The 12,867-nt window shown below is 39.6% G+C and carries 8 protein-coding genes; 2 read left to right on the top strand and 6 right to left on the bottom strand.

What is annotated here, in order from left to right:
- Positions 1 to 139: 139 nt before the first annotated feature.
- The 5 genes from ACHFIZ_RS14560 to surE all read right to left on the bottom strand — a co-directional run bounded on the left by ACHFIZ_RS14560 (position 140) and on the right by surE (position 7,448).
- Positions 140 to 1,807 (bottom strand): RagB/SusD family nutrient uptake outer membrane protein, encoded by a 1,668-nt coding sequence (locus ACHFIZ_RS14560; RefSeq protein WP_410887102.1) that lies wholly within the window; start codon positions 1,805 to 1,807, stop codon positions 140 to 142.
- 11 nt (positions 1,808 to 1,818) lie between these two features.
- On the bottom strand, positions 1,819 to 4,902 hold the full coding sequence (locus ACHFIZ_RS14555; RefSeq protein WP_410887100.1) for a SusC/RagA family TonB-linked outer membrane protein: 3,084 nt from the start codon (positions 4,900 to 4,902) through the stop codon (positions 1,819 to 1,821).
- A 389-nt stretch (positions 4,903 to 5,291) separates the two neighbouring features.
- Entirely contained in the window at positions 5,292 to 6,410 is a 1,119-nt protein-coding gene (gene lpxB, locus ACHFIZ_RS14550) for a lipid-A-disaccharide synthase (protein WP_410887098.1), read from the bottom strand.
- A complete protein-coding gene (locus ACHFIZ_RS14545; RefSeq protein WP_410887096.1) occupies positions 6,410 to 6,676 on the bottom strand; it encodes a stationary phase survival protein SurE in 267 nt (88 codons plus the stop codon). Before ACHFIZ_RS14545 ends, lpxB begins: the two co-directional genes overlap by 1 nt.
- Complete coding sequence (gene surE, locus ACHFIZ_RS14540; protein WP_410887094.1) at positions 6,669 to 7,448, bottom strand: 5'/3'-nucleotidase SurE; 780 nt, start codon at positions 7,446 to 7,448, stop codon at positions 6,669 to 6,671. Before surE ends, ACHFIZ_RS14545 begins: the two co-directional genes overlap by 8 nt.
- 129 nt (positions 7,449 to 7,577) lie before the next feature.
- Between surE and ACHFIZ_RS14535 the strand changes: the two genes are divergently transcribed.
- Complete coding sequence (locus ACHFIZ_RS14535) at positions 7,578 to 10,511, top strand: M16 family metallopeptidase (RefSeq protein WP_410887092.1); 2,934 nt, start codon at positions 7,578 to 7,580, stop codon at positions 10,509 to 10,511.
- A 4-nt stretch (positions 10,512 to 10,515) separates the two neighbouring features.
- Here ACHFIZ_RS14535 and acs read toward each other — a convergent pair whose 3' ends face one another.
- On the bottom strand, positions 10,516 to 12,435 hold the full coding sequence (gene acs / locus ACHFIZ_RS14530; protein ID WP_410887090.1) for an acetate--CoA ligase: 1,920 nt from the start codon (positions 12,433 to 12,435) through the stop codon (positions 10,516 to 10,518).
- Positions 12,436 to 12,609: 174 nt separating this feature from the next.
- Here acs and rpmB point away from each other — a divergent pair, with 174 nt between their 5' ends.
- Positions 12,610 to 12,843 (top strand): 50S ribosomal protein L28, encoded by a 234-nt coding sequence (rpmB, locus tag ACHFIZ_RS14525; protein ID WP_039866682.1) that lies wholly within the window; start codon positions 12,610 to 12,612, stop codon positions 12,841 to 12,843.
- Positions 12,844 to 12,867 lie beyond the last annotated feature (24 nt).

Raw genomic sequence — 12,867 nt, 5'->3', positions numbered from 1 at the left:
TATTTACCTAATTACAAGGGTTCTCGTTGATAAAAAATGTTTTGGTAGCTAAACATAGGAATTTTCAAGAACTTATAAAAAAGAACAGGTGATTGTTTTGTAACAACCACCTGCGCTTTTTGTATAATGAGGGTTTCCTTTAATTAGGATAACCTGGATTTTGAGTTAGCTTCGGATTTAAAGCCCGTTGCTGCTGCGGTATAGCGAATAGTTTTCTAGTCTCTGCGCTTGGCTGATGATCCCACCAAGTTCCTGTGGTGAATTTACCAAACCGGATCAGATCATCTCTTCTGAAACCTTCAAATATAAATTCTCTTCCTCTTTCAGCAAGCAGTTCATTAAGTGTCAGCGTCGCCTCCGAATATTGATTGGTAACCCAAGCTACTGCAGTAAATGCACGTTTTTTGGAGTCGTTTATTAATTTGACGGCTTCTGCTGTGGCAACGCCTCCATTTTTGCGCATTATTGCTTCAGCTTTTGCAAAGTAAATCCAAGTCAAACGATATAGATGCCAATCGGTATTGTTGTAATTAGCATCTGGTTGCGCTCCATTGAAGCCAACTACCTGATTTCCCAATTTATATTTATTGAATCTTATACCACTATTTTCCTCACCCTCACTCATGTTGGAAACGGTCGACCCAGTTTTATTCTTGCGAATGTTGTCTACAAAAACTAATTGCTGACCGTCATACTCGTTACCACCTGACGCAAGAAGAGGCTTACCGTTATCAAATCTTGTCATTGGACCTTGCAATAACCATTCTGATTTTCGCAAGTCATCATCTTTATACGTTGTGTAGTTCCCCGGAACAACTACAACGCCATCATTACCGTTTCTTGATCCTCCATAAATGAACTGCTGTTGGAAGTGATAAAACTCACCGGTCCAGGATGGTTGAAAATTAGCTTTCTGAAACTCATAGGCGATCGAGAAAATGGCCTCTTTCGACAAGTCGTTGTTTGGTTTAAATGCATCCGTAATGTTGATGTCTAAAGCCATAGCACCATTAAGTCCACCTGCCTGATTACTAATTAGTTTATCTGCCGCAGCAATACATTCATCCCATTTTGCTGTGCCTAGCCAAACTTCTGCATTGAGGTATAGCTCAACAAGCATGGCATAGCCGCCAGCCTTAGACATTCTTCCTAACATTGCTTTAGAAAGCACGGGCGCCTTTTCTACATTTTCGAGTATCTCTTTTTCAATGAAATTAAATACTTCAGCTCTGGTAGCTGAGGCAGGTAACTGATTTGTAGGGAGTATACCATCGGGAACTTCTGTTACAATGGGAATTCCACCAAATAAGTCCATCAATTTCAAATAGTGGTACGCGCGAAATAATTTCAGCTCTGCAACATAGGCTTCCTTTTCAGCTTGCGTAAGCCCAATTGAAGTAGCATCTTTGGTTTCAATCTTCTTAATCGGATCGTTGGTAAGTCCTACACCCCAATACATCAGTGACCATGCATTATTAAGTCCTCCTTCATCAACGGTCCAAGTGTGGTAGTGAAATCGCTTCCATTTACCACCATCTTCACCATGGCGTCCCTTTGTAGGCCAAGCCAACTGATCTGCAGATAACTCACTAGGTCTCCACCAGTTATCTTGCCCAGATGGTGTTGCCCATGCGTTAGCATGCGTGTATGGCCGCAGCACTGCTGAGATAATTTCGTTTTTATTATTGTAAAAGTTATCGCTCTGGGCGGTATCGTAAAGGTTTTCATCCAGCTTAGTACAGGAATCAAACAAGGTAACAGTGCAGGCAATACCTGCAATTAAAAATGCCTTATATATTGTTTTCATATTCTTTTTCTTTAAAAACCAATGTTTAACCCAAACAGGAATGATCTTGTACTAGGATACGGACCTCTTCCGTCGATCCCGGGAGCTAAACCAGTATCATTAACAAAATCTGGATCGTTACCAGTATAATTGGTAATTGTTGCCAGATTTTGCCCGGTTGCATACACTCTTAGATTTCTAACGAACTTAGATTTCAAATCGAAGCGGTACCCTAAGGTAATTTCATCAATTTTTAAGTGGCTACCATTCTCTACATAATAATCCGAATACATGTAGGTATCATTGATTTGTGCATACTTGTCAAATGAGGAATTTAACAAATTGTCGCCAGAGACTTTATTTCCGTAGGAAATAGCCGTGGTGTTTAGAATATCGTACCCGAACTTTCCTCTTAAGAAGACGCGCAAGTCAAACTTTTTATAACTGAAGTTATTCGCCAGTGACAAATAGTACTTGGGAATTCCATTTCCAATCACTACTAAGTCAGTTGTATTCCGGTCGAAAGAGTTATTGATTTGGTCATTTCTAACTTTTTCTCCAGCTCTATTATAAAAGAGCCACTTTCCATCGTCAGTAAATCCAGCAAAACGCTTACCCCAGAATTCACCTAATTTTCCTCCTTCATAAGTACGAATGGCATTTCCAAGAGCTCCGAACCCACCAATGTCTCCCAGAGATAAATATTCTCTTTTATAGTTTTCGTCAGAGTAGGAGTCTAATTTATTAGCAGTGGTACTACCAGCAAAATCAATGTTCCAGCTAAAGTCCTGTGTTTTTAATGCGGCATAACTAAGTGTTAATTCGATCCCCTTAGCAGAGATGGAACCAACGTTTGTGTATATATTACTTCTGATATACGGTGGTTGGGGAGACTCATAGTTGTCTAACAAATCTCTTGTAGCCCTACTAAATACGTCTAGTGAGCCTGATAATTTATTGGTAAACAAACCAAAATCAAGACCAATGTTCAGCTCTCTCTTTTTCTCCCACCTTAAATCTGGGTTAGGATTACTGTTTGGACCATAAGTTTCACGGTACTGACCATCTGGGTAGAGGTAAACTCCACCGGTACCAAGCGTCACAAGTGATGCGTAGTTACCAATGCCAGAGTTACCAGTGATTCCATATCCTGCACGAAGTTTTAAGTTTGAGAAAACCTTACTGTCCTTCATGAAATCCTCTTCACTGATTGTCCAGCCGGCTGAGAATGCCGGAAAGTCTCCCCACTTGTTATTGATACCAAATCTTGATGATCCCTCACGACGATAAATTGCCTGAGCAAAATATCTTCCTTTGTAAGAATAGTTTAGTCTTCCGAAGAACGCAATGAGTGTATTGTCATTTTTATAACTCCCTAAACCGGCCTTACCAGCAGCCAATTGATTACCTGCGTTCAGGTTGTTTTCTTCAAAAAGGTCATTTAAAAACCCAAGGTTACTCGCATTGAAGCCTTCGAATACTTCATAGCGATAACTGTATCCTGCTAATGCAGTTAAACTATGGTCGCCTCCCAAAGTTGGACGATATTCTAAAGTTGGCTCAATGTTAAAGTTTTGTTCTAAAACCGTGGCACGTCGCGCATACCCTCCACCCTTATAAATATCATTTTCTATGGAGTATTCACCATTGACAGCTCTGTACTCGCCGTCGATATAACTATTTCGTTGAATCGCACCAAATAATGATGCTTTTAGTCCTTTAAGAATTTCGAAATCAGCTTTAGTATCTATTGAGCTGGTTTGTTGCTGTCTTCTATTTGACTCCTGAGTTAATCTGGCAAACTGATTTGTACTTGTATTTTCAAAATAGAAACTTCCATCTGGATTAAAATTAGACAATGTTGGGTTCCGCTTAAATTGGTCCTCAAATCCTCCTCCCCCCAGAAGGTTTGCTTTATTAAACGTAGTTGTTAAATTGGTCGATAAATTCAACTTATTATCGAAACCCTTCTGATTTAGGTTTAATCTGATTCCATATTCTTCGCGATTGTTTTCTTTCGCAAATCCTTGCAAATCCCTATAGTTTAAACTTGCGCGATAACTCGTATTATCAGAACCGCCAGAGATAGCTAAGTTGTGATTCTGACTGATGTTGTTGCTATTAACCAAATCGTTGAAGAAATCTGAAGTGTTGCCGTAATCTTTACGGTCTAGTTCACCCGAAGTAATTCTGGCCCGCATTTGTTCTGCAGTCATAAAATCCGGGCGCTGATATAACGATTCATGTCTTACATAGCTCGAGTAGTCGAATTTAGCCGGACCAGAACGGCCCTTCTTCGTAGTAATAAGAATAACCCCTGCATTTGCCCGTGTACCATAGATTGCGGCACCTGATCCATCTTTTAGAACATCCATAGATTGGATATCATCCTGCTGTAACAGATCAAGATTACCTCCTGGAATACCATCAATTACGATAAGGGGACTTTGACTGCCTGTTACGGAAGTGATACCCCTAAGTTGAATTCCTACTCCAGAATTCGGGTTCGATCCTCCGGTACGCGTTATTTGAAGACCTGCAACCTTACCCTGTATTAGATCCAGTGGGTTTCTGGAACCACTTTGTCTGAAATCGGCCGAATCCAAGTGAGCAACCGCAGAGGTTACCTCCCTTTTATCTAAGGTTCCATAACCAACAGCTACTATTTGAACGTCTTGTAATGTTTCTCCTTCTGCTGGCGCTAGCCTGATACTTAATGGAGCCCTCCCTGCTCCTGCTACTCTTGTTACTGGAGCGTAACCAATATAAGAAAAGGTAATACGTTCCGTTGGTGAAGTAGTTGAGATGGCGAACTTCCCAGTCCCATCAGTAACAGTTGTCTTGTTAGATGCAGTTTTTACGCCTACCCCTGGTAACGGCAACGATTTTTCATCAACGACAATACCAGTGATTACTTTGCCTTTAATTGTGTCTTGAGGGACTGCAACTGGCTGTGGAGTAGTTGCTGGCACCGCTTTTTTTGTAGTGTCTTGCTGAAAAAGATAACCTCGTTTAAGTACATCGCCAATGGTCCCCCCGGACGCGCCAGCGTAAGTCCTTAAACTCAGCGTACAGATCAAAAGCATGACTGTACTAAAAAGTAATTTAATTCTCATGGATGATTAGTTAAAATTTATAATAGGATTGTTATTTACTCTGTTAGAAAATTTTGATAAAACGGTAGAGCGACGTTTAATAGACACGGATTCCAGCATACGTAGTAGCTAAGAACCTGGGCTTTAAAAAGCTGGAGCTTTAGATTTAGATTTAAAAGGGGATTAAGAAATCTTAATGATCGTAGGTAACGATGACGAAGTTTAAGTTTCTTTTAATAATGGAAGGAGCGAAGAATTTGTTGCGCTTAGTATTGAAATTGTTTACACTTTTCATAACATATAGGGGGATATATACCTAATGCAAACGCGTCTGCACCCTAAAATGTTTCATTGAAGTGTTAAAAAAAGTTAAATTCTTGCCGAATAATCACGCAGTCAGTGCATTAAATTTAGGTAAACGGATGTGCCTTAAGGAAAGTGACGATAAGTTTCGCAGTACGGAGGGATGCTCCAGGCTTACCCATGATGGCTGACAATGATTTATAATCATCCAGCATTGTTTCCCGATTAGGCCCTGTAGAAATTGATTTCAAATGTTGAGCGATCGTGTGTTGATTACATTCTTCCTGAATCAGTTCAGCAACCACCTTTCTATCCATAATTAAATTTACCAGAGATATAAACCTAATCTTAATCAGCAATCTGGCTATGGCTATGGTGATTTTGCCCCCTTTATAAACAACCACTTGTGGCACATGAAACAAAGCTGTCTCTAAAGTGGCAGTACCTGAAGCTACGATAGCAGAATGTGCCTCCCCTAAAAGATCGTAGGTTTGATCGAAAACTAACTTAACGCGTCCCTCACCAATAAAGTTATTGTAATAAGATTCACCAAAAGTTGGTGCTGCTGCTATCACAAAAGTATAGTCTTTAAATAGGGGAACCATTTCCAGCATCGGAGGGAGCAGACGATCGATTTCTTGCTTGCGACTGCCTGGTAAAAGAGCTACAATAGGTTTATCATCTAAGCCATATAGTTTTTTGAACGCTCGATTAGGGTGAAACTGTGCGATCTCATCCAACAATGGATTTCCCACATAATCTACATCCATTCCCCAGCGCTTAAAAAAATCTACCTCGAATGGTAGAATACAGAAGAGCTTATCAACATCTCGTTTGATCTTTAAGACTCGCTTTTGATTCCATGCCCACACTTTGGGCGAAATATAATAGCAAACTTTTATACCTTTTTGTTTAGCAAACTCAGCAATCTTCAAGTTGAAACCAGGGAAATCGATTAGAATCAAGGCATCAGGTTGGTAAGTAAGTACGTCGGCTTTGCAAGCTTTCATATTCCGAAGAATGGTGCTTAGGTTCATCAACACTTCTGTGAAACCCATAAAGGCCATCTCCCCATAATGCTTTATCAAAGTTCCGCCTTCTTTCGACATCTTATCGCCGCCATAAAAACGAAACTCTGCCTCAAGATCTTCTTGTTTCAAAGCCTTCATCAAGTTTGCGCCATGCAGATCTCCCGAAGCTTCGCCAGCAATAAGATAGTACTTCATTATTGGTTGATCTTATAAAAAAAGAAAAGAAATGCCCATAAAAAAGTTGCGCTTATGATTCCTCTTCCTATCTGTTCTTTATTCTGATTGAAAAAATAATGCATGAATATTGCGTTGACAGCAATTGCTCCAATGAGCAATAAATCCGCTTTAGCCAGGAACACATATCTATGCATGAAGTACCAGATTATGCACACCAACGCACCTGGAACGACAACACCGATCCCTAATCCAATAAACACTGAATTTTGAAGGTTTTTAAACATTAAAAGTCCATGAGTTCAACACTGGAATAGCATGGTGTGCAGTGAGGTCGAATTGCACAGGAACGACAGATACGAAACCGTTCTCTAGTGCCCATACGTCTGTATCCTCCCCCTTATCATTATTTTGGAATACACCGGTTAACCAGTAGTAAGGTCTTTGGTAAGGATCCTTTCTTTCGTCGAACTCCTCCGCCCATTTCGCGTTAGCTTGTCTACAAATCTTAATTCCTTTTAGGTTTGCACCCTTCGGGAAATTTACGTTCAACAAAGTCGCGGATGGCAGACCATGTTCCAGAACCTGCAAGGAAATTTCTTTTATGAATTTTTTAGCATGACTAAAATCGGCTTCCTGGCTAAAGTCGTCTAAAGAAAAACCAATAGAAGGTATGCCTTCAATAGCACCTTCTACAGCGGCCGACATAGTGCCGGAATAGATAACATTAATGGAGCTGTTCAATCCGTGATTTACACCAGAAACGCAAAGATCAGGCTTCTTCCCTTTGAAAATCTTATTTACTGCAAGCTTCACGCAATCGACCGGTGTACCTGAGCATTTGTACATCTCTACACCAGGATAAAGATCTACTCTATCGAATCGTAAGGGTTTACCAATTGTTATTGCATGTCCCATTCCAGACTGTGGCCCATCGGGAGCTACTACAACTACGTTTCCTATTTCCTGAACAACTTCAATCAGGTTCTTGATTCCCGGAGCAGTTATACCGTCATCATTTACGACTAAAATATTGGGTTTTCCTTGATGTTTTTTCATGTAAAATTGATCATTTTGGTAATCCGGGTAAAAGTACGACAACAAATAATCAGATTTCAATATTTTTTTATTAGAAGTCATAAGATGTATGACAGTTTTATCTAAGTTTGATCACTAACTTATAATTATATGAAAAACAAACTCATACTCATAACCTGTCTTCTAATAGCAGAGACGGGGGTTATGGCTCAATCCGCATATCAATGGAAGCAGGCCACATCAGGAGGTTATACTTACAAATATGTAACTAACGACCCTACTAAATCACGCTTTTACACTTTGAAGAATGGCCTGAAGGTTATTCTTTCACAAAACAGTAAAGATCCTAATATTGAATTCCGGATGGCGGTAAGAGCAGGTAGCAATACAGACCCTCGCAATGCCACAGGTTTAGCGCATTATCTGGAACATCTTCTATTCAAAGGAACTGACAAGTTTGGAACAATGGACTTCGGAAAAGAGCAACCACTATTGAATAAAATCGACGCACTATATGAGACTTATAACAAGACTACAGACTCTGCAAAACGTAAAGAAATATATGCGGAGATAGATAAAACATCAGGATTAGCATCAAACTATTCTATTGCAAATGAGTACGACAAAATGATGAAAGCCATTGGCGGACAATCTACAAATGCCCATACCTGGTATGAAGAAACGGTTTACAATGAGGATTTCCCCTCGAACGCAACAGATAAATTTCTGGCCTTGCAAGCAGAACGTTTCCGTAACCCAATCTTCCGTATTTTCCACACAGAGCTAGAGGCTGTTTATGAGGAGAAAAACCGTGGATTAGATAATGATGGATGGAAACTTAATGAGAAGATGTCTGAGTTGCTATTTCCAACGCACAATTACGGTCAACAAACAACAATTGGAACAATTGAAAACCTGAAAAATCCATCCCTTGTGGAGATCAGAAAGTATTACAATAAATACTATGTTTCAAATAATATGGCCGTGGTACTGTCAGGTGATTTCAATGCTGATGAAATGATTAAAAAAGTTGATCAGTCATTTGCTTTTATGCAACCTAAGCCAATTGACCTTTACAACCCAGCTCCAGAAAAACCGTTAACAACGATTCAAAAAGTTGATGTTTATGGTCCGAGTGCAGAGGGAGTAGAAATGAACTATAGAGGTTACGCTCAAAGTACTAAACAAAGCTTGATGCTGGATCTTATCTCAAGCATTTTATCCAATGGCAAAGCAGGTTTACTTGACATTAACCTGAATAAACAGCAAAAAGTATTACGTGCGAATGCAGGTTATCAGCAGATGAAAGATTATGGAGTATTTAGTCTCACAGCTCAGCCGAAACAAGGTCAGACACTAGAGGAAGCGCAAAAGTTATTGTTGGATCAGATTCAGTTGTTGAAAAACGGAAAATTTGATGAATCGCTGATCAAGGCTACAGTCGCCAATACTAAACTTAATCTCCTCCAGGCCTTTGATAACAACGGGTATAGGGTTGAAGCTGCAACTTCAGAGTTTATTTTAAATCGTGGCGTAAACTGGAATAAATCGCTAAGTACCCCTGATGATATGGCAAAGATCACGAAGCAGCAGGTTGTGACTTTTGCCAATGCATTTTTTAAAGACAATTATGTTGTTGGGTATAAGCACAAAGGTGTTGATAAAGATAAATTAAAAGTAGATAAGCCACTAATCACACCAATTAATGCCAATGCTGGTGCGACTTCAGACTTCACAAAAAACCTATTGGCCACAGCCTCAAAAGAGATCGCACCAAAGTTTCTTGACTACCAGAAAGACCTTAATTTTGGCAAGGTTGGAATTGCTGATGTTATAGCAGTCCAAAACAAAGAAAATAGCATTTTCCGACTATCCTACCGTTTCGATATAGGTGCATGGAACTACAAACTAGAACCTTACGCAGCGCAGTATCTGACTTTTCTAGCAACCGACAAATATACAGCCGAAGAAATTAGTAAGCAGTTTTATAACATAGCCTGTAGCTATAGTTTCAATGTAAGCAATGAAACTGCAACTATTAATGTTAGCGGTTTACAAGAGAACTTTGTTAAAGCAGTGTCTTTAGTAGAAAATATATTCGCGAACTGTAAGGCAAATGAGCAAGCTTTAAGCGAACTTAAAAGTCGCATTTTGAAATCAAGAGAAAACACGAAATTAAACAAAAGCGCTATACTGACTGGATTGATGTCTTACGCTCAATTCGGCGCGGTTAATCCAACAAATTTCGTGCTCACAAATGATGAGGTTAAAGCAATCACTTCGGAGGAGCTGCTTTATATTCTGCATAACATCAACAACTACAAACATACGATTACCTATTATGGCCCGCAAACGCTTCCTGTTTTTACGGTTGGCTTGAGTAAAATACATAAGTTACCAACTGAATTCACCCCTGCTGCTCCCGCAAAGGTGTTCACCTACACTCACAATACTGCAAATCAGGTTTACTTTGCTGATTACGATATGGTTCAGTCTGAAATCAGATGGGTACGTAACGGAGGATTGTACGACCCTGCCACCTCCCCAAAGATTACGTTGTTTAATAGCTATTTCGGTGGAGGCATGGGATCTATTGTATTCCAGACTATCCGGGAGTCTAAAGCCTTGGCATACTCTACTTTTGCACTTTACTCTGCTCCAGATAAATTAGGAAAAGAGACTGCAATGATAGCTTACGTGGGAAGTCAGGCAGATAAAATGAATGACGCTGTCAATGGAATGAATGAACTGCTAACAGATTTACCACAAACGGATAAATCATTTGAGGCTTCTAAATACAATGCTTTAAATGCAATTTCGACAGATAGAATCACTAAAGACGGAATTATTCAAAGTTATTTGGCTGACAAAAAATTAGGCTATGATCATGACTCCAGAATTGATCAGTTCAATGGATTGAAGACCCTAACTTTTGCAGACATTAAAGCTTTCCATACTAATAATGTATCAGGTAGGCCATACAATTATTGCATTGTTGCTTCTGAGAAAAAGGTATCTCTTGCTGATATGCAAAAATTTGGAACCGTTAACAAACTTACTTTAGCACAGATCTTCGGGTATTAAAATCCTACTTTCCTTTTAATTCTAACTTATCCATGGTATTTCTTTTAAGAACGATCTCTTCTACCACCGCCGGATCGAGCAATGATGTTGTATCGCCCATGTTACTTGTATCACCTTCAGCTATTTTCCTAAGGATTCGCCTCATAATTTTACCAGACCTTGTTTTCGGCAATCCGGACACAAATAATATTTTATCAGGTTTTGCGATAGCTCCAATGACACGAGTAACGGTTTTAAGAATATCCTGGCGAGTGAGGGTTTCATCCTCATGTGCTTTGGGGAAAATTACAAATGCATAAATGCCCTGGCCCTTTACTTCATGTGGATAACCTACAACCGCACTCTCTACTACCCCAGAGTGCATATTGATGGCATTCTCAACCTCTGCTGTTCCTATTCTATGACCCGAAACGTTGATCACATCATCTACCCTACCTGTTATTCTATAATAACCATCTTCGTCTCTCGAACATCCATCACCTGTGAAGTACAGGTTTTCATATGTAGAAAAATAGGTAAGTTTACAACGCTCATGATCACCATAGGTTGTTCTAAGCATACCGGGCCATGGAAATTTAATGCAAAGATTACCACTTACTCCGTTGCCAATTAATTCCTTTCCATTCTCATCAACTAGTATAGGCTGTACACCTGGAAGAGGTAAAGTAGCAAAACAAGGTTTTGTAGGTGTCACGAAGGCGATTGGTGAAATCATAATACCTCCGGTTTCAGTTTGCCACCAGGTGTCGACAATCGGGGCATTTCCTTTACCAATATTCTTGTCATACCAGTGCCAAGCCTCTTCATTGATTGGCTCACCTACAGAGCCTAACACTCTAATAGAGCTCAGATCAATACCATTTAAAGGTTCTAATCCAAAACTCATCAATGACCTGATCGCCGTTGGCGCAGTATACAAAATGTTTACTTTATGCTTCTCTACTATTTGCCACATTCGGGACGCATCAGGATAAGTGGGAACGCCCTCAAACATCAAAGTGGTAGCTCCCTGTGACAAAGGCCCGTACACAATATAAGAGTGGCCTGTAATCCAACCGATATCGGCAGTACAGAAGTATACTTCTTCTGGCTGATAGTTAAATACGTTCGCAAACGTATAACCTGTATAAACCATATAGCCTCCAATAGTGTGCACAACTCCCTTGGGCTTACCCGTGGATCCAGAAGTGTAAAGAATAAACAACAGATCCTCCGCATCCATTTCTTCTGCAGGACAATCGGTATCAACCAGTTTGATCTCATCCTCCCACCAGATGTCTCTTCCTTTAAGCATAGATACCGGGGTTCTGGTATGGGTGAGCACCACAACCCTTTCTACTGTTGGACAACCGATCAATGCATCGTCTATTACTTCTTTCAATGGTATTTGTTTATTTCCACGGAATGCACCATCGGCAGTAATAACGATTTTACATGCTGCATCATTGATGCGATCTGCAATAGATTTAGCAGAAAAGCCACCGAAAATGACAGAATGAACGGCCCCTATTCTAGCACATGCCAGTAAAGCCACAGCGAGTTCGGGAACCATAGGCATATAAATGCATACCCGATCGCCTTTTTTAACGTCGTTCTTTTTTAGGACATTTGCAAAACGGCATACCTGCTCGTGAAGGATTTTATAGCTTAAGGTGATACTGTCACGGTGCGGATCATTTGGTTCCCAAATGATTGCTGGTTTATCACCATCCTTTTCAAGGTGTCTATCCAAACAATTTTCTGTGATGTTTAGTTTAGCCCCTTCGAACCATTTGATGTTGGGTTCGGAAAAATTCCAGGACAAGACTTTATCCCATTTCCTTTTCCATAAAAACTTTTCTGCGATACCAGCCCAAAACTCTTCTGGTTGGTCTATACTTAACTGATAGTTTTTTTTGTATTCGTCAAGGGAAGTAATTTGCATAATTGGTGAGGTTTCAATCTGTGAAACTCAAACTTAGAGAAAAATGTGGGGAGTCAGAACAATATTTAGTTGAAAATAATTAAGCTGCGTTCTTGATGATTACAAATATTTTATTGATATTTGCACACTCTTAAAAAATTAAGAAAAAGAACAATTAACAATATATAATAAGGCATGTCTAGAGTTTGTGATTTAACCGGAAAAATGGCAATGACAGGTTTTAATGTTTCTCACTCAAACGTTAAAACTAAGCGTAAGTTTTATCCCAACTTACAACTTCAGAAATTTTATATTCCTGATGAGGATCGTTGGATAACACTGAAAGTATCTACTTCAGCTATCAAAACCATCAATAAAATTGGTATTACAGAAGCAATTAATCGCTTCATGAAAAAAGGATATTTGTAGAAACATTAGTTGATGTGAATCAAC

The sequence above is a fragment of the Pedobacter sp. JCM 36344 genome (assembly GCF_046546555.1).
Taxonomy (GTDB): Bacteria; Bacteroidota; Bacteroidia; order Sphingobacteriales; family Sphingobacteriaceae; genus Pedobacter.
This window is presented reverse-complemented; position numbering and strand designations above follow the sequence as displayed.